This is a genomic window from Rhizobium sp. Rhizsp82, from assembly GCF_047325115.1.
Classification (GTDB): Bacteria; Pseudomonadota; Alphaproteobacteria; order Rhizobiales; family Rhizobiaceae; genus Rhizobium.
This window is the reverse complement of sequence record NZ_CP168569.1, coordinates 404,246-422,287: the sequence shown is the minus strand read 5'-3', so window position 1 is coordinate 422,287 and position 18,042 is coordinate 404,246. Positions and strand designations below refer to the sequence as shown.

Below are 18,042 nucleotides of genomic sequence, written 5' to 3'. Positions count from 1 at the left end.
CCCGTCATTCGCTATCGCGGGGCTCTTGCACCCGCGAAAGGTGTCGGGGACATCGTGACCGCGAGGCGGTGAACCCTCTGCACGGATTATCGGCAGCCGGTGCAAGCGCAAGCGACACCCATGACCAAGCTGCCGGCTCAAGTGCACCTCTCGCTCGGCGCACGATTGGCACACTGCCAGTCATTCCTGACGCGTCGATCACACTGGAACTTTGTCGCGTGGCGCTTCTTATCTCTTCGAAAGGCACTGTCATGGTCACCAGCACTGCCAAAAGAGGTGCGGTGGCCCAATCTGCAGGAGACACGATGACATATTCGACCCCTGTGTCACTCACCATCAATGGCGAGCGGCATGAGCTTGACGTTGACAACCGGACGACGCTTCTCGACCTGCTGCGCGAACATCTGCACCTCACCGGGACAAAAAAGGGTTGCGATCATGGGCAGTGCGGCGCCTGCACCGTGCATGTCGGTGGCCAGCGTATCAATGCCTGTCTTACGCTCGCCGTGATGCACGAGGGCGACGATATCACGACAATCGAGGGACTGGGGAGACCCGGTCAACTCCATCCGATGCAGGCCGCATTCCTCAAACATGATGGCTTTCAATGTGGGTACTGCACGCCTGGCCAGATCTGCTCGGCTGTCGCCGTACTTGAAGAGATCCGGGCCGGCATCCCAAGCCACGTCACCGAAGAGCTGACGAGACCACCCCGCCCTACTGATGCGGAGATTCGCGAGCGCATGAGTGGCAACATCTGCCGCTGCGGTGCCTATTCCAACATCCTGGAAGCGATCGAAGAGGTCGGAGGGATCAACCCATGAGACCGTTCACCTATGAGCGCGCTAGCTCTGCTTCGTCCGCTGCAAGGGCGGCTGCGGAAAATCCCGAGGCGAAATTCATTGCCGGCGGGACCAATCTGCTCGATTTGATGAAGCTTCAGATTGAACGTCCCGCCCATCTGATCGACGTCAACGGACTTGGGCTCGATGAGATTCAGCTGACGGAGGCAGGCGGTCTGCGGATCGGAGCGCTGGTACGCAACACCGCACTAGCCTCACACGAGGTCGTGCGTCGCGATTACGCTCTTCTGTCGCGAGCGCTGTTGGCAGGAGCATCCGGTCAGCTTCGAAATAAGGCAACCACCGCAGGCAACCTCTTGCAGCGCACGCGCTGTCCCTACTTCTACGATCCGCACCAGCCCTGCAACAAGCGCCAGCCCGGTAGCGGCTGTTCGGCGATAGGCGGCTTCACCCGCCAGCATGCAGTCGTTGGCATCAGCAATGCCTGCATTGCCACGCATCCGAGCGACATGGCGATCGCAATGCGCGCGCTCGACGCTGTCGTCGAGACCGTCAAGGCAGATGGCTCGGCGCGCGCAATACCAATCGGTGAATTTTATAGACTTCCGGGCGAGACGCCCCACATCGAAACCGTTCTCGAGCCCGGCGAGTTGATCACAAGCGTTGTCCTGCCGGCTCCAGCCGGCGGCACCCACATCTACAGGAAGGTCAGAGACCGTGCATCCTACGCATTTGCGCTTGTTTCGATCGGTGCCATCATTCAGCCCGATGGCAGCGGTCGCGTCGCCGCCGGTGGCGTCGCCCACAAGCCATGGCGTGTCGAGGACGGGGACAAGGAACTCAAAAACGGAGCCAAAGCCGCTGCCGCCGCCTTGATGGCAGATGCCCGCCCGACCGAACAGAACCGCTTCAAGCTCGAGCTGGTAGAGCGAGCGCTCGCAGCCGTCATTGCGCAGGCAAGGGGATAATCATGCAGTTCGACAAGCCGGCAACCACCAATCCGATCGACCAGCTCAAGGTGGTGGGCAAGCCGACCTTAAGGATTGACGGCGAGCTGAAGACCACGGGTACGGCGATTTATGCCTATGAGTGGAACGAGCCGAACGCGCCTTACGCGTATGGATACCCCGTTGGCGCAGCGATCGCCAAGGGTAAGGTCCGGGCGATCGACGCCAGCGACGCACGTAAGGCGCCCGGTGTGCTCGGCATCGTCACGACGCTCGATGTGGGTGACCTCGACAAGGGCAAGTACAACACCGCCACGCTCTTTGGCGGCGCCGAGATTCAACATTATCATCAGGCTGTCGCCGTGGTGGTCGCCGAGACATTTGAACAGGCGCGCGCGGCTGCCACTGACCTGAAAATCGACTATGAAGCGGAGGCCGGTACCTTTGACCTGCGGGCTGCTATGGCGTCGGCACAAAAGCCCGACGAGTCCACTGAACCGGATACCGCAGTTGGCGACTTCGAAGGGGCGTTCCGATCGGCACCCGTCAGCCTCAATGAAACCTATACCACACCAGACCAGTCCCATTCGATGATGGAGCCACATGCGTCGGTCGCCTCATGGGATGGAGACCAGCTCACCGTCTGGACGTCGAGCCAAATGATCGACTGGTGGCGGAGCGACCTCGCAACGACGCTCGGCGTGGACAAGGAAAAGGTTCACCTTATGTCAACCTTCGTCGGTGGCGGTTTTGGTGGCAAGCTGTTCCTGCGCGCTGACGCCGTCCTCGCCGCCTTCGCGGCAAGGGAGGTTGGTCGCCCGGTAAAGGTTGCTCTCCCACGCCCGTTGATGCCCAACAATACGACCCACCGGCCAGCAACCATCCAGCGGATCCGCATCGGCGCCGAGCGCGATGGTAAGATTACCGCGATCGCCCACGAGAGCTGGTCCGGCGATCTCAAAGGCGGCGGCCCCGAAACTGCGGTCAATCAGACAAGGCTGCTCTACGCTGGAGCCAACCGCATGACTGCCATGCGGCTTGCTGCGCTCGATCTGCCAGAAGGCAATGCCATGCGCGCTCCCGGTGAAGCGCCAGGCCTCATGGCCTTGGAGATTGCAATCGACGAAATGGCCGTGAAGCTCGCAATGGACCCAGTCCAATTTCGCATGGTCAACGATACTCAGGTCGATCCGGAACATCCCGATAGACCGTTCTCTCATCGCAATCTGATCGGCTGCCTGGCCCTGGGAGCCGAGCGCTTCGGGTGGCACAGGCGCCCCGCGACAGCTTCGCGCCGGGAGGGAAACTGGCTTGTCGGGATGGGCGTCGCAGCTGCCTTCCGCAACAATCTCGTCATGCCGTCGGGCGCGCGGGTGAAACTGGATAGCGACGGCATCGTGACGGTCGAGACCGACATGACCGATATCGGCACCGGAAGCTATACGATCATAGCGCAGACGGCCGCGGAAATGATGGGTGTCGGGATCGACAGGGTCAGAGTCCGATTGGGAGACTCACAGTTCCCGGTGTCCGCCGGATCCGGGGGGCAGTTCGGCGCCAACTCATCGACGTCAGGCGTCTATGCGGCCTGCGTGAAGTTGCGCGAGGCCGTGGCGAGCAAACTCGGTTTCAACTCCGATGACGTGGTGTTCGAGAACGGCCAGGTCCGGTCCGGCAATCGCACGGTGGCGCTCGCGGAGGCAGCGGGAGACGGTTTGGTTGGCGAAGATACGATGGAATGGGGTGACCTCGCCAAGACGCATCAGCAATCGACCTTTGGGGCTCATTTCGTCGAGCTTGGGGTCGATGCCTTTACCGGGGAGACGCGGATCCGTCGTATGCTTGCCGTTTGTGCCGCCGGGCGGATCCTCAACCCTATCACAGCTCGAAGCCAGGTCATCGGCGCAATGACCATGGGGGCCGGCGCCGCATTGACCGAGGAGCTCGCAGTCGACACACGTCGCGGCTTTTTCGTCAATCATGATCTGGCGAGCTACGAAGTGCCGGTTCACGCCGACATTCCTCATCAGGACGTCATTTTCATGGACGAGACAGATCCGATGTCATCACCGATGAAGGCCAAGGGCGTCGGAGAACTCGGCTTATGCGGTGTATCGGCGGCCGTCGCCAATGCAATCTTTAACGCGACAGGCATCCGCGTCAGGCAGTATCCGATCACCCTCGACAAGTTGATCGCCGGTCTGCCAGTCGTCGCCTAGGTCGCTCGCGTCGCGGTCCACCCTATTACCGGGTGCCAGGCCCCAGACAGCCTTTCGTTTCATGAGATCACCGGCCCCTGGTGGCGCGTAGCCCGGGCTGCGGCGCAGAGTGTGCGCCAACGCACTTGCGGATTGGAAAAAATCTGTGTGCCTGGCAAGAAATATTTGCGCGTGCATCTTCCACAGACGAGATCTGCCGTTAGATTTCGTCGCGTGTCCGGGCGAGGGGTCTTCCGGGTGCCTCCCGTCATGACAAGAATGCCCCGCGAATGCCAATGAGGTTAGAATGACTGACGCGCGTATGCCGGATCGATCGAAACCAACGCTCGGTCTCGACCCTGCTGTCGCTCTTGGTCTGGCAGGCGCAGTGCTCTTCTTCCTTCTCAACGGGTTCGTATCGTTCTTCAATCTGCAGGCACTGGAGGATGGGAACGAACGGGTTGTCCAGACGCATGTGGCCATCGTTGCGCTCGACGAGTTGCTATCGCAGATACAGGATGCAGAGACCGGCCAGCGCGGCTTCCTCCTGACAAACACCGAGACCTACCTCGCACCTTACAATGAGGCGCTGCGCGCGATCCCGCGGCAGCTCGATAGGATCGGCGAACTCACGGGAGCCAATCCCGGGCAGAGCCAGAGACTGGCGACGTTGAAACAGCATGTCGATGCGAAGCTTTCCGAACTTGCCCAGACGATCGATCTGCGCCGTTCTCAAGGTCTCGAAGCAGCGCTTGCGGTTGTCAACGCCGACAGCGGCAAGCAGGAGATGGACGCGATCCGCGCTCAGATCGCTGCCATATCAGGCGCAGAAGCTGACATACGCCTGAAGCGCTTCGTGGAAATGAAACAGGCACAGCAACGCGCTTTGTTGAGCACGGTTTTTGCCGTTGCTCTCGGCCTGGTCCTGACAGCGACGATCGGCTTTCTGGTTCGCAGGGCCACGCTTGCGCGACGCCGGGATCAGTGGCTGCAGTCCGGTGAGGTCGGGCTTGCCAGTGCGATGATGGGCGATCAGGAGATCGCCAAACTGGGCAACAGCATCCTGGATTATCTTGCCCGCTACTCCGGCGCAGTGGCCGGCGCCATCTTTTCTGGCGGCGGCGACACCTTCCAGAGACAGGCGCTCTACGGCGTGGGTGACGCCGCCAGCATTCGCTCGCAATTCAGGTTGAGAGAGGGGCTGCTCGGTCAGGCGGCTGCCGAAAACAGGGCAATCGTTGTCGATAATGTCCCGGACGGCTACCTCACCTTCAGTTCCGCTCTCGGTGCACACAAACCAAAGCACCTGGTAATTCTGCCAGGAAGCGTCGATGGCGCCGTCAATTCCGTGATCGAACTCGGCTTCCTGCACCCGGTCGACGAACGGATCGTCGCCCTCCTGGAACGGGCATCCGAAGCCGTTTCCATTGCCGTCAGGTCGGCCACATACCGCAGCGAATTGCAGGATCTCCTTGAAGAGACACAGCGCCAGTCCGAAGAGCTTCAGACCCAAAGCGAGGAACTGCGGGTTTCGAACGAGGAACTGGAGGAGCAAAGCCGGGCGCTGAAGGAACAGCAGTCGCGGCTGGAGCAGCAACAGGTCGAGCTCGAACAGACGAATTCCCAGCTCGAAGAGCAGGCCCAGCAACTGGAAACCCAGCGCGACGAGCTGGAACGCGCCAATGTCGCCGTCGGTCTGAAAGCGCGCGAACTTGAGCAGGCGAGCCAGTACAAGTCTGACTTCCTTGCAAACATGTCGCATGAACTGCGCACCCCACTCAACTCCTCGCTCATTCTGGCGAAGCTTCTTGCCGACAATCCGCAGGACAATCTGACCGACGAGCAGGTCAAGTACGCACGTACGATCCAGTCCTCTGGCAACGACCTGTTGAACCTGATCAACGACATCCTCGACCTTTCGAAGATCGAGGCCGGACATGTCGAGATCAGGCCCGAGACGGTCACGCTTGAACGGCTGGCCGGCAACCTCCGGCAGGTCTTCCAGCCGTTGGCTGCAGACAAGGCGCTTGCCTTCGCCATCGAGGTCGACAGCGCCTGCCCTGCCGTCATCGAGACCGATCCGCAACGCCTTGAACAGGTGCTCAAGAACCTGCTTTCAAATGCGATAAAGTTCACCGAGGACGGGCAGGTATCGCTGTCAATCCGCCGCGCGGCGGGCGGGCAGGTGACGTTTTCCGTTTCCGATACGGGGATCGGGATCGCCAGCGAGCAGCAGCATACAGTCTTCGATGCCTTTCACCAGGCCGACGGCACGATCAGCCGCCGGTTTGGCGGCACCGGGCTTGGGCTGTCGATCTCGCGTCAGCTTGTCAGGCTTCTTGGCGGAGCGATCGATTTGGAGAGCACGCTCGGAAAGGGGAGCACGTTCACGGTGACCCTGCCCGAACAATACGATCCGGCGAAGGTGACACCGCGCGATATGCGTCCCGCCACAGCCGTTGAACCGATCATTGCCGCTGTCAGGGAGCCTCCCGCGGCGCCCCAAAGGCCGATCCGCCGCGTCGAGGACGACCGCCATTCGCTCGACGAGACAAAGCGTGTCCTGCTGGTCGTCGAGGACGATGATGCCTTTGCATCGATCGTCCGTGATCTGTCGCGGGAAATGGGCTTCCAGACCATCGTTGCCGGAACTGCCGAGGAAGCGGTGACGCTTGCAAAGGACTTGAAGCCGAGTGCCATCGTCCTTGACATCGGGTTGCCGGATCAATCAGGGCTTGCGGTGCTCGACCGGTTAAAGCAGGACGTTCAGACACGCCATATACCGATCCACGTCGTATCCGGCAGCGACCATCTTGAAACCGCCTATTCACTCGGCGCGGTCGGTTACTTGATCAAGCCCGTCAATCGTGATCAGCTTGTCGATGTGCTCCAGAAGTTCGAAGCCCGGTTGTCCCAGGGTGTTCGTCGCGTCCTGATCGTCGAGGATGATCCGGTGCAGCGCGAGGCTGTTGCGCGACTGCTCGCCTCGCACGACGTCGAGACGGTGACAGCAAGTACGGCGGCCGAATGCCTCGACCGGCTAAGGCAGGAGACGTTCGATTGCATGGTCATGGATCTGACGCTCCCCGATGCGTCCGGATATTCCCTCCTGGAGACCTTGAGCCAGGAGAGCGCCTACGCATTCCCGCCGGTCATCGTTTATACCGGTCGTGAGTTGTCCGCGGACGACGAGCAGAAGCTCAGGCGCTATTCCAAGTCGATCATCATCAAGGGTGCGAAATCCCCCGAGCGGCTGCTCGATGAAGTGAGCCTCTTCCTGCACCAGGTGATCTCCGAACTGCCGGCCGAACGGCAAAAAATGATCCGTCAGGCGAGGCACAGGGACGCGCTTCTTGAAGGCCGGCGGATCCTCGTTGTCGAGGACGATGTGCGCAACGTCTATGCTCTCACCAATATCCTGGAACCGCGGGGAGCGATAATCGAGATTGCACGCAACGGCCGGGAAGCGCTCGAAGCTCTGGAAAAATCCGCAGCGCAAGCCGATGGCGGCATCGACCTGGTGCTGATGGATGTGATGATGCCGGTCATGGACGGCCTGACGGCGACCCGCGAGATCCGCAAGAATGCCGCTTGGAAGAAACTGCCGATCATTACGCTTACGGCCAAGGCTATGCCGGACGACCAAGAGCGCTGCATCGAAGCGGGCGCAAATGACTATATGGCAAAGCCGCTCGACGTCGAGAAGCTTCTGTCGCTGGTACGGGTCTGGATGCCGAAATGACGCTTGTACCGATCCCCGAGAAGGTCGAGGACATCGAGATCAGGTTGCTGCTCGAAGCCCTGTTTCTGAAGTACCACTACGATTTCCGCAGTTATGCCTTTGCCTCCATCAAGCGGCGCCTGAAGCAGGCGCGCGAGCAGCTCGGGCTGGCGACTTTCTCAGCCATGCAGGAAAGCCTGCTTCATGATCCGGAAATGGTCGGGCAACTCCTGCGCTACCTGACGGTACAGGTGAGCGAGATGTTTCGCGATCCCTCCTATTTCAGGGCAATCCGGGAAAAGGTCGTTCCACATCTGCGCACCTATCCATCGATCAAGCTATGGGTTGCCGGCTGCAGCGGCGGTGAGGAGCTCTACTCCATGGTCATCCTTTTTAGGGAAGAGGGGCTGGAAGAGCGCACGCTGTTTTACGCCACCGACATCAACCAGGACGCGTTGAAAACGGCGGAAGCAGGCGTCTATCCCTTGGACCGCGTCCCCCTCTTTACCGAAAACCACCGCAAGTCCGGGGGAAAGTCCTCGCTTTCGGATTATTACCAGGCAGCCTACGGCCGGGTCACCTTCGACAGGACATTGCGCCGCAATGTCGTATTCGCGGACCATAGTCTGGTAACCGATGCCGTTTTTGCCGAGATGCACCTCATCTCCTGCCGCAACGTCCTCATCTATTTCGATCGAAACCTACAGGACAGGGCACTTGGCCTCTTCAAGGACTCGCTCGCCCGCAAGGGTTTTTTGGGGCTCGGTGCCAAGGAGAGCCTGCGCTTCTCGCCTCAATCTGGTGCCTTCAGAGACTTCGTCCGTGAGGAGAAAATCTACCAAAGGCAGGGAGAATGAGCGCGATCAGGCCGCAAGCCGTGGTAATCGGAGCGTCGGCAGGTGCACTTGAGGCGCTTTCGGCGATACTGCCGCTCCTGCCTGTCAGCTTCCCTATCCCGATCCTAGTGGTTGTTCACCTCCCGCCGGACAAGCGCAGCGTCATGGCCGAACTCTTCCGCGCCAAATGCAGCCTGCGCGTCGAGGAGGCCGAGGACAAGCAGCCGATAGAGCCAGGCACGATCTATTTTGCGCCGCCCGACTACCATCTCCTCGTTGAATTCGATAAGACCGTGTCACTATCGAGCGATGAGCCGGTCCTGTTTTCCAGGCCGTCCATCGACGTTCTGTTCGAGAGCGCTGCCGATGCCTATGGGCCGTCTCTTATTGCAATCGTGCTGACCGGCGCCAACCATGACGGCGCAAAGGGTTTGCAGGCGGTCGGCGCTGCCGGCGGGATCGCCCTCATCCAGGACCCGCTTACGGCTTTCGCATCCGCCATGCCTGAAGCAGCTATCGCAATGTGTCCAGCGGCGCATGTCATGTCGATTGCAGCGATCGGCGAATTTTTAAAAGAGGTTTAGATCACTTGTTGGCGCCCGTCCCATTTCTCCTCGTCGACGATCTTGAGGAAAATTTGCTTTCCCTAGAGGCGCTGCTGCGGCGCGACGACCTCCTGCTTCTCAAGGCCCGATCAGGCGACCAGGCGCTGGAGATCCTGCTGCAAAACGATGTAGCGCTGGCGCTGGTCGACGTGCAGATGCCGGGCCTTAACGGCTTCGAGCTCGCCGAGCTGATGCGTGGAAACGAAAGGACCCGGCGCATCCCGATTATCTTCGTGACCGCTGGTACGACAGACGGACAGCGCCGGTTTCGGGGCTACGAGGCCGGAGCGGTCGACTTTATCCAAAAGCCCATCGAGCCAGACATCCTGCGCAGCAAGGCCGAGGTTTTCGTCGAACTCTATCGTCAGCGACAACAGCTGGCAGCGCAAAGGGACGAGCTCGCCCTTCAGGCCGAGGCTCTCAGGCAAGCAGCCGGGCACAAGGACGTGCTGTTGCGGGAGATCAATCACCGGGTCAAGAACCTGTTCAGCATCACGGCCGGGCTGATCTCGCTCAGCGCCCGGTCGGCCACCAGCGCCGCCGACCTCGAGAGCGACCTCAGGTCGCGCATACAGGCACTTGCCAGCGCTCATGACCTGACGCTGCCCGAACTTGGAAGCGGCGACGGGATCAGCTGGGCTGATACAACCGTAAAGGCGCTCCTGGAAGCGATCGTTGCTCCCCATGAAAACAGGCAGAAAGCCAATATCGCGATCAGCGGAGCGGACGCTCCGCTGCGCGGTAACGCGCTGACCTCGCTCGCGCTCCTTCTCCATGAGCTGACGACGAATGCCGCCAAGTATGGCGCGCTTTCCACGCCCTCGGGACAGCTTTCGATCGACGTTTCTATGTCCGAGGGTGTCCTTCATCTCAGGTGGGTCGAGCAAGGCTCGCCCGAGATGACTGGTCCGACGGATCGGGAAGGCTTCGGGACGACGCTTGAAAGAGCCGCGCTCAAAGGTCTGAATGCGGCAATCGAGCGAAAATGGGCCGGCGACGGCGTTTCGATTTCACTCGAAATTCCTGCGTCAGGCCTGATAAAATAACTGGCAATGCAGCCGGCAGTCCGCAGTCTGCCCCCGCTTGCAAGTTTGGCTTGCTCGCATATGTCATAACCGTTGCCGAATAACATCTGGGAAATCGCTTGAACAAAGTCCGGCCAGCGCTCCTTCTCCTCAGCGCCTCCCTCATACCGGTCATCATCCTGGCCGCGGGAATGGAGTGGTTCTTCGTGACCGAGCAACGACGGTCGCTCGATGATGACGTCCGGTTACGGGCCGACACGATCGCCACGACGGTCCAGCGCGAGCTCAATACCCAGATACAGCTCCTGTCAGTGATCGCCGACTCGCCAAGGTTCGATCTTCCGGTTTCTCGCTCAAGCTTTGCAGAGACGGCGCGCCGGCTGCGTGAACGGGTGCCGGGATGGCAGCAGATCCGCGTATCAGACCAGGACGGTAATGTCGTTCTCTCGCTTCCGCCCCTGGATGCATCGGCAAGCCGGCGTATTGTTGATGTCGAGAGTTACGAAAGGCTACTCAAGACAGGCGAGCCGGTCATTGGGAACGTCGTTGTCGGTCCGAAGGGCAGGGCGGCTTTCGCTATCCGGGTCCCCATCGAAAGAAGAGGCAAGCTTCAGGCTGTGCTTTCCGCGGTGATCGGCCCGCAGACCGTTACCGAGCTGTTGGCCGCGACCGGTCTTCCCGGCACCTGGCCGGCATGGATCGTCGATGGGCAAGACCGGCTGGTTGCATCGACCGGCGCGCCCGCACTCTCAGGCAGGCCCGGCGACGAATTCGCACGTTTTACCGGCAGCAGCTTTGGCAACGCAGTGTTGGCGTCCGGGGGGACCCTCAGGGCTGCCGAGGCACGACTTGCAGAGACACCCTGGCGCGTGAGGGTCGGCATCCCCGCCGAAGAATATGATCGACTGGCCAACAAGGCCTGGATGCTGCTGATTGCTGGCGCATGCGTGACGCTGTTGCTGTCAGGCGCTGCGGCATTCCTGCTGCTGCGGGAAATCGATGCGCGAAATCGCGAACGCGAGAGCATGGCCAACTGGCAGCGAATGGACGCACTCGGCAAGCTTACGGGGCAGGCTGCTCATGACTTTAACAATCTCCTGATGGTCTTCCAGTCGGGGGTCGAAGGCATCAAGCGGCGCAGAGGCGACGAGCAGCGCGTTACGCTTTTGCTCGGCCACATGGCCGACGGCGTCACCAAAGGCAAGGCGATCACCCAACGCCTTTTGTCATTTTCCAGGCGATCCAACCAGGGTGCGACGCATGTCGAACTCGACGAGAAACTCGCTGCCATCAAACCGCTTCTTCGCCAGGCTCTTAATGACACGGTCACGCTGGATTTTGAACTCCATGATGACCTCTGGCCCGTTCACGTGGATCCGGCCGGGCTTGAGATTGCCCTTATCAACCTCCTGACCAATGCCAGGGAAGCGATGCGGGATGGAGGAAGGGTGACGATCTCGGCCAGGAATGTCGCCGAGGCCGGCCTGGAAGATGCGCGGCTTCGTGGCGCCTTCGTGGCGCTGACTGTCACAGACGCAGGCAAGGGCGTCGACGCGGCAAACCTGGTGCGGGTGTTCGAGCCCTTCTTCTCGACAAAGGAAAACGGCCAGGCCGGTCTCGGGCTCACTCAAGTTCATAGTTTCGCCTTGGCAGCCGGAGGCGCGGTCAAGGTCTCCAGCCTGCTCGGACATGGCAGCGCCTTTACACTCCTTCTGCCGAAATCCGATGCGCCAAAGACCTCCAGACAGATTAAGCCTTCATCGGCAGAACTCGCCAAAGTCATCCTGATTGTCGACGACACGCCCGCATCGCTTGAGTCGGTCCGTCTGGGGCTGGAAGGTCTCGTCGCAACGATCTTCACGGCCGGGCGAGGCGCTGAGGCGCTCGAAATCCTTGATCGTCATCCAGAAGTCGAAGCCATCGTCAGCGACATCATGATGCCGCAGATGTCCGGGATCGAGCTTGCCGAAACGATTGGACACAGCCATCCCCGCCTTCCTGTCGTGTTGATGACCGGTTACAGCGACAAGCTGGAATCAGGAGCCGAAGTGACGCGGCCGGTCGTCGCCAAACCGTTTCGGACCGAAGACCTGGCAGCAGCCCTGGCGGCGGAGCGATCAAGGATCGCCCAATCAGCCAACGTCGTCCGCTTGGACAGTGTGTTGAAAACGTAGCCAGAGAGCTCAGGGTTCAGGATCTCCTGCAGGCCCTGAGGCAAGAAAGGCCGCCTGGTGTCAGGCGGCCTCCTTTGGCACTAGTTGTACGGGGAAATGCATTCGGCGCGCACGCCAGCGCGCGGCACGTAGGTGTTGTCGGATGCACGATAGGTGCGGTAGCGCTCCGAGCACCACTGCACATGGCGGCTGGAACCTGCATAGGCTCGGGGCGCCGCGAGAGCGCCGCCGATGATTGCCCCGGCACCGAAAGCGGCAAGCGGGTACCAGAAACCGTCGCTATGGCGGCGATAGCCTCGGTGGTACGAGCGATAACCGCGATGTCCATTATACCATCCACGCCTCACGGGGCGGCGAAATTGGACGTCTTCTAGGTTGCTGATCTGTGTCTGCTTCACAACCGGAACCGGCATCGCCGCAGCGGGAAACATCGTCGTCACGGTCAGTGCGCCGCTGAGGGCAGCAAATAGCAATGGTTTTGCAATTGTCTTCATTCTCGGATCCTTCAAAGGTCAACGAAAGGCGAACGGTCGTCGCCAGACGTTGTTCCCAGCACACGAAACTGTGAAAACGGCGAAATCCCTGGGACGGCGATGATAAGGTGAGCAACGCGGCAGACCTGAAAGCCGTCGATCGAGCGTGCGATTATCTGAATTTGGGTTCGCGCCGAGCGTTGTGAAGCAATTCGCTTGCAGTTGCAAAAGATCCGAACAGTTCCAACAGCCGCTGCCGCTCCCTGTCGTCGATGCGATGCCGGTCGCAAAATTGGCGACGGACCAAACCCGCGTTAAAGCATCGCTGGTTACGTTCCTCGGCTCGACATATTCCATTCTGCAAACTCCTGTAAGATACGGGGACCGCCCCAGCGCGTCGACGACGGTGGAGAGAAAGGCGTTTCTCGCGCAGATGTTGCAGTGCGGAAAATGATCAAGTGCCTGATCAGGATAATTTTTTGCCGTTTGGATGGGCACGTTCATTCTCCTGATTTGCCGCGCAAATTATAGTCTCCTTGCCTGGATTTGAGGCGCCCAGGTGAGGCCATCTGATGCTGTCGCTGCTTTATGTGCGGCGGTCCCCGGGGGCAGCTGCAAACTTTCGTTGGCCCAATACCTCCCGGGGGCCCTTGGTTGGAGGGACTTCTCCGCACCTTGCCGTTCGGCTGGCGAACCCCAATTTCTCCGGATGATAGACAGGATCGGCATCGTCAAACTGATGCCAACAATGAGACCGGCGGATATGGTAAAGCAAAGCGACCTGAGAAATAAAATGCTAAGGGCACTGACAGCAGAGGATTTCGGTCTGCTTGAACCTTATCTCGAACCCGTAAGACTGACGAGTGCATTCCGGATCGCCGAACCGCGCAAGACGCTAGAGCACGTCTATTTCCCCGAGAGCGGCATCGGCTCGGTGCTTGCCGTGGCCGCCACTGGAACCGCGACGGAAGCCGGGATGTTCGGGCGCGAGGGCTTTGTACCGACCGCGACAATTATCGGCGATAACGAGGTCCCCTATCTGATCGAAATGCATGTTGCCGGATCCGGCTACCGGATTCCCATCGACCACATGAGGAAGGCTACTCTCCAAAGCTCGACCTTGCAGATACCTTTCATCAAGTACATGCATGTGTTTGCCACGCAGGTATCCTACACCTCGCTTGCCAATGCGAAGTTTCGGCTGGAACAGAGGCTGGCGCGCTGGATCCTCATGTGTCACGACCGGCTACGCGCCGACGTCATGGAGATCACGCACGACTACATCGCGCTGCTGCTTGGCGTGCGAAGGCCGGGCGTCACAACCGGTCTTCACCTGCTGGAGGGACTTCACCTGATAAGATCAACGCGTGGTGCAATCGAAGTCCTTGATCGTGAAGGCCTCGAAGCCTATGCAGCAGGCTCCTACGGTATCCCCGAAGAAGAATTCGAACGTCTGATTGGCGAAGCAAGCTAGTCCAGTTTGAGGACGTCGCGAAACCACACGGTCGCAACGACTTCGTTTGCTTCGTCGGCGATCTCGTAACGCATGCCGTCGATGCGGTCGTCGTTAAGAACCAGTTCAGCCACCATTTCGCGCGCAGAACGAACCGCCTCCTGGTGAGCTGCGGCAACATCCGGAAAGTCGCTGCCTTCCTTGTCGATCTCGTCGAAAGCCTCTGATTTGACGTTGAAAAAGTAGCGCATGCCGGTCTCCTTTCGTGTGACAACGGCGATCGAAGGTACCGGTTCCACCATTTTCCTGCCGCGATCGTCTTGGCGCAGCTTCGGCACTGCGATGAGTGCGATCTGCTTGGGTTTACTCCAGAAAGCCGGCGCGCATTCATTCTTGTCAGCCATCCAAGTTCGACGCGTCGCCGTCAGTGGCGGGCTGACGGGTGTCGCCTCCTTTTTCCTCGGCGATAGGGTCAGCTTCGCCCGATATGCGGCGCGACGCCGTCTTTCGACTTGGTTTATCAGGTCTTCCTCGCCTCATTCCTCTAGAATGGCGCGGGCAAGCATGTCCTCGACCGCTTTCGGACCCGGTCATGAAAGATAATCTTACGGGCCCGGCGATTGAGCCCGTCCAGTTCCCGTTCCGGCACGTGGAAGTCGTCCGTCGGGCAGCAAGCAATGACGGAGTAGATGTATTGGTCGGATGTCCTGGATCTCGCGCGCAGTACAATTTTTCCTGTCGCAAGATCGAGCGACTTCACTCTCGCAGCGGGAATCCGCACCCGGAGTTCGAGGAGGACACTGAGGCGCGAACCACCGACCCCATGCTGAAAGATGGGATGCTGCATAGTATTCGTCAGAAATCGGAACCGGGTCAGGAAGCCCGCCGTTCGATCTTGACAGGGCGGGTATCCGCCTCACAAGGTACCACTGGGACCGGGTTTTGCTCCCGTCGGCCTTATCGATCGGGCTTGCCAGCACTCAAGCCAGACTTGCCGATTGGCACGAGCTTTTCTTTCTCATCCGGCCGGGGCGCCATGCCGCGCTGCTCGCTTGATTCCTTGATCGGTGGCTCCAAGCCAGGGCTTGTTTCCGGCAGCTCTGCTTGCTTCTTGTTGTCTTCCGTCATCTCAAAACTCCCTTTCCACCGACGCAGGCGCGAGGCGGCGAACTCGCTCGTCCGTCGCTCCCGGCAGCGCAATTAAGCCTATCAGGCGCCGCGGGCCTGTTCGGAATGGCGGCCCTCTGCAAATTCTTCGACGATCTTCGCAACGACGCTGTCGATCTGATAGCTGCCATCGGGGACCGGATCGCTGTTGTTCGTCTGGCCCTTTCCCGTTTCGATGCCGATGACCGTTACGGCCGCACCTGCCGCCTCCACGGCCACCTTCGGCTTGACAAATTCCGGCTCTTCCGTCCCGCGCGGCGCAATGAGAATGGCGATCTTCTTCCCGGCAAGGGTCATGGCTTCAGTTCCGTCTTTTGTGAGTTGTGACAGAAGTGTCGCAGCACTAACAAGCAAGCGGCTGCGATGTTCCGCAACCCTTCTGCCGACGCGCACTTGAGTGCATCTTTTTTTCCTGATGTGCGTTTACCGCCCGCGTCCATAAGAGGAACTACGAATTTGCTGGTGACGGAAGAGACATTCGCGACATTGGGGGTGGCGGAAAAGCAGGCGTTGTTGGAGCGGCTGGCGATCACATTGGAGCGAAATGCACGCTGGGCAGCCGATGAGGGGGACGATGGGCTCGAGACGGTTATGGCATCGGTCGGCAAAGCACTGTCCTCAGTCGCGAGTGATCTTGCCGTCAATGATCCTGAACTCGCGAAAGACGTGGTCACACGCGCTCTCGCCCTTATGACGACATTCCATGCGCTTCATCCAGACTATCCTGTCGGTCCGGCCTTTCAATCGTGAGTGACGGCGTCGACCGGTAAGAGTTCAGGCTTGCCGGCCGGCAACTGTCGATGCCGGAGCGGCCGTGCCGTCATCGGCGCAGCAATGTTCCTCCGCTCGAGCATAGTTTAAGCGCTTCGGATCGAAGTATCCGCGACGCGCCGGAAGCGGCCAGTTTGTTCAGATGGGCTGCGTGACCCTTGTCGTAGACAACGCAGGACAGGATCAAAAACCCCGCCGCCACGCTCCGCGGTCTTGTCACTCAAAGGTCGATCAAGGCGATCCCGAGGTCGTCGTGTTTGCGGCGGCGGAAACCGGTTGCGCTCTCGCGGATGACGATTTCGAATGTCGGATGAACGATACCGCTTATGAAATGACCGCCTTTGGTCGAACCGTCCTCGAAACCGAGAACGACGTGCAAATGCAGGCTTGCATGACCGTCGTCTCCGATCGCGATGTCGCCGATCGCGCTCAATACTTCCGCCTGCCGGTCGACCACAATCTCCTTGTACCTGCGTGTCGTGAAATCGAAAAAACCGAGGGTGGCGGAACTGAATGCTCCAATCGCGGTCAACGACGCCCCTGCGATGCGCTTATCTTCCGCAAAGCGAGTGATGGCCTGGAAAGCCTCGTCGCCATCGGCGACGACAGCAACCCAGTTGCGTTCGCTCCAGGGATTGGTATCGCCGAGATCCTTGCTTTTCATGATATCGTCTCCTTCATAGATCGGCCTTTGCCGAGTGTGGCATTAACCCTTGGCATCAGAAGGGAGTTCCAGCAGTGGGACGATCCGAGCAAAGCCAGAAACTGGGCGGCACATGCCACCGCGCCCTTCGAACGCAATTGCCTCATCGACCTTGGGCGCGAGGAAAGCGCAAGGTGGCTTTACGAAATGACAAAAGCGTTTTTGCATGGTCGCTTCCTGGCAGCTGAAGCGATCGATCCGGTCTGAAACCGTACGGAAGGCGCCAGTTCGGGAGAATTTGGGCTCGGCTATGGAACCAAGTTCACCCGCAATACGTTCGTTGCCCGCCGCAGACGGAGGGAGATCGATCAATGACCGGTAATCGAAGTGAGTGGATCGCCGCACGCGCCTATTCTCTATGGGAGCAGGCCGGCCGGCCTTTCGGGCAGGATGATCTCCATTGGCACCAGGCGGTGCTCGAACGCGAGCTTCTTGAGCATACCCAGGCATCGCCAGATGGTCGCGAAGTGCTTGATCGCGTGCGCGCGCCTGCCGCGATCGAGGACATGGCTGAGCGCAGTATCCTGGTCGTCGAGGACGAAAGCCGCCTGCGCTTCGATATTGTCGACTTCCTCGACCGCGCCGGTTACCGGACGCTTGAAGCTGCCAATGCCGACGAGGCGCTGGTGCTACTCAAGACCAACCAGATCGACACCCTCTACACCGATATAGATATGCCCGGCAGTATGGATGGCCTCGGCCTGGTTGCGCGGGTCCGATCGCAATGGCCAGCGACCCGGGTTATCGTGACCTCAGGTCTCGTGAAGCTTTCGCACGACGATGTCGAGGCCGGCGTGACTTTTGTCGCTAAGCCGACGGCGGGACTGGAGTTGCTGAAGCTCATCGCCTGAACTCGGTGAAGACGAAAACTGCCTATTTCGCTTGCTGTGGTAGTGCTGTCGCTTCAGGAATGGTTTCGCCCGCCGACTGCACGGAAGGATTCGAAGGCCTGCCAGAGAGGGTAAAGATCACGCCAGCTATCAGGCCCAGTGAAAGAAGCGCGCCGAGATAAAGAAGCATTCCCCGCACGGCGGGCTTCGAAGATTCGGACATTTTTTTCTCCATTGAATAGACTCGCGCCTTCTGTCAGCCGGGCGCTGGTTGCGCCTGTGTCACGCGCAGCGTACTGGTCAAGCGCGGCGAATGTCAGTTACTGTTCGCTTTCG

16 protein-coding genes and 2 pseudogenes are annotated in these 18,042 nt (G+C 59.8%); 11 read left to right on the top strand and 7 right to left on the bottom strand.

Translation table 11 applies throughout. The annotated features are described in order from the left end of the window. The first annotated feature begins 173 nt into the window (after window positions 1–173). The 8 genes from paoA to ACEN84_RS02095 all read left to right on the top strand — a co-directional run bounded on the left by paoA (window position 174) and on the right by ACEN84_RS02095 (window position 12,309). Window positions 174–824 (top strand): aldehyde dehydrogenase iron-sulfur subunit PaoA, encoded by a 651-nt coding sequence (gene paoA, locus ACEN84_RS02130; RefSeq protein WP_130284510.1) that lies wholly within the window; start codon window positions 174–176, stop codon window positions 822–824. Then, complete coding sequence (locus ACEN84_RS02125; RefSeq protein WP_112720339.1) at window positions 821–1,771, top strand: FAD binding domain-containing protein; 951 nt, start codon at window positions 821–823, stop codon at window positions 1,769–1,771. Before paoA ends, ACEN84_RS02125 begins: the two co-directional genes overlap by 4 nt. Window positions 1,772–1,773: 2 nt before the next feature. After that, window positions 1,774–3,969: an aldehyde oxidoreductase molybdenum-binding subunit PaoC gene (gene paoC / locus ACEN84_RS02120; protein ID WP_112720340.1), complete on the top strand. Its 2,196-nt coding sequence runs from the start codon at window positions 1,774–1,776 to the stop codon at window positions 3,967–3,969. Window positions 3,970–4,255: 286 nt separating this feature from the next. Further along, window positions 4,256–7,690, top strand: a complete 3,435-nt coding sequence (locus tag ACEN84_RS02115; RefSeq protein ID WP_148194897.1) for a response regulator — start codon at window positions 4,256–4,258, stop codon at window positions 7,688–7,690. Further along, on the top strand, window positions 7,687–8,526 hold the full coding sequence (locus ACEN84_RS02110; protein ID WP_112720342.1) for a CheR family methyltransferase: 840 nt from the start codon (window positions 7,687–7,689) through the stop codon (window positions 8,524–8,526). The genes ACEN84_RS02115 and ACEN84_RS02110 overlap by 4 nt, the downstream gene beginning before the upstream one ends. Then, a complete protein-coding gene (locus tag ACEN84_RS02105; RefSeq protein ID WP_112720343.1) occupies window positions 8,523–9,089 on the top strand; it encodes a chemotaxis protein CheB in 567 nt (188 codons plus the stop codon). Before ACEN84_RS02110 ends, ACEN84_RS02105 begins: the two co-directional genes overlap by 4 nt. An 8-nt stretch (window positions 9,090–9,097) precedes the next feature. Next, window positions 9,098–10,156 (top strand): sensor histidine kinase, encoded by a 1,059-nt coding sequence (locus ACEN84_RS02100; RefSeq protein ID WP_112720344.1) that lies wholly within the window; start codon window positions 9,098–9,100, stop codon window positions 10,154–10,156. Window positions 10,157–10,254: 98 nt separating this feature from the next. Further along, complete coding sequence (locus ACEN84_RS02095) at window positions 10,255–12,309, top strand: response regulator (RefSeq protein ID WP_413708979.1); 2,055 nt, start codon at window positions 10,255–10,257, stop codon at window positions 12,307–12,309. A gap of 80 nt (window positions 12,310–12,389) precedes the next feature. Here ACEN84_RS02095 and ACEN84_RS02090 read toward each other — a convergent pair whose 3' ends face one another. Together ACEN84_RS02090 and ACEN84_RS02085 are read right to left on the bottom strand one after the other, a co-directional pair. After that, complete coding sequence (locus ACEN84_RS02090; protein ID WP_112720345.1) at window positions 12,390–12,803, bottom strand: BA14K family protein; 414 nt, start codon at window positions 12,801–12,803, stop codon at window positions 12,390–12,392. A 151-nt stretch (window positions 12,804–12,954) separates the two neighbouring features. Next, window positions 12,955–13,139 (bottom strand): annotated as a pseudogene (locus ACEN84_RS02085) (hypothetical protein). 406 nt (window positions 13,140–13,545) lie between these two features. On the opposite strand from ACEN84_RS02085, the gene ACEN84_RS02080 reads away from it, so the two are divergent. After that, window positions 13,546–14,256: a Crp/Fnr family transcriptional regulator gene (locus ACEN84_RS02080; RefSeq protein ID WP_112720396.1), complete on the top strand. Its 711-nt coding sequence runs from the start codon at window positions 13,546–13,548 to the stop codon at window positions 14,254–14,256. Here the strand turns inward: ACEN84_RS02080 and ACEN84_RS02075 are convergent. The 3 genes and pseudogenes from ACEN84_RS02075 to ACEN84_RS02065 form a co-directional block, all read right to left on the bottom strand. After that, a complete protein-coding gene (locus tag ACEN84_RS02075) occupies window positions 14,253–14,639 on the bottom strand; it encodes a DUF6894 family protein (protein WP_413708978.1) in 387 nt (128 codons plus the stop codon). The genes ACEN84_RS02080 and ACEN84_RS02075 overlap by 4 nt on opposite strands. A gap of 553 nt (window positions 14,640–15,192) precedes the next feature. Continuing rightward, the gene (locus ACEN84_RS02070; protein WP_165402771.1) at window positions 15,193–15,363 is read right to left on the bottom strand and encodes a hypothetical protein; all 171 of its coding nucleotides are present in this window, start codon (window positions 15,361–15,363) and stop codon (window positions 15,193–15,195) included. A gap of 176 nt (window positions 15,364–15,539) precedes the next feature. Next, a pseudogene (locus tag ACEN84_RS02065) lies at window positions 15,540–15,699 on the bottom strand (protease); the annotation flags it as partial. Window positions 15,700–15,765: 66 nt separating this feature from the next. On the opposite strand from ACEN84_RS02065, the gene ACEN84_RS02060 reads away from it, so the two are divergent. Beyond that, complete coding sequence (locus ACEN84_RS02060; protein WP_246777734.1) at window positions 15,766–16,152, top strand: hypothetical protein; 387 nt, start codon at window positions 15,766–15,768, stop codon at window positions 16,150–16,152. A 241-nt stretch (window positions 16,153–16,393) separates the two neighbouring features. Here ACEN84_RS02060 and ACEN84_RS02055 read toward each other — a convergent pair whose 3' ends face one another. Further along, window positions 16,394–16,837, bottom strand: a complete 444-nt coding sequence (locus tag ACEN84_RS02055) for a PPC domain-containing DNA-binding protein (RefSeq protein ID WP_148194894.1) — start codon at window positions 16,835–16,837, stop codon at window positions 16,394–16,396. Between the two features lie 350 nt (window positions 16,838–17,187). On the opposite strand from ACEN84_RS02055, the gene ACEN84_RS02050 reads away from it, so the two are divergent. Further along, entirely contained in the window at window positions 17,188–17,727 is a 540-nt protein-coding gene (locus tag ACEN84_RS02050; protein ID WP_112720347.1) for a response regulator, read from the top strand. A 22-nt stretch (window positions 17,728–17,749) separates the two neighbouring features. Here ACEN84_RS02050 and ACEN84_RS02045 read toward each other — a convergent pair whose 3' ends face one another. Further along, a complete protein-coding gene (locus tag ACEN84_RS02045; RefSeq protein ID WP_112720348.1) occupies window positions 17,750–17,929 on the bottom strand; it encodes a hypothetical protein in 180 nt (59 codons plus the stop codon). Window positions 17,930–18,042 lie beyond the last annotated feature (113 nt).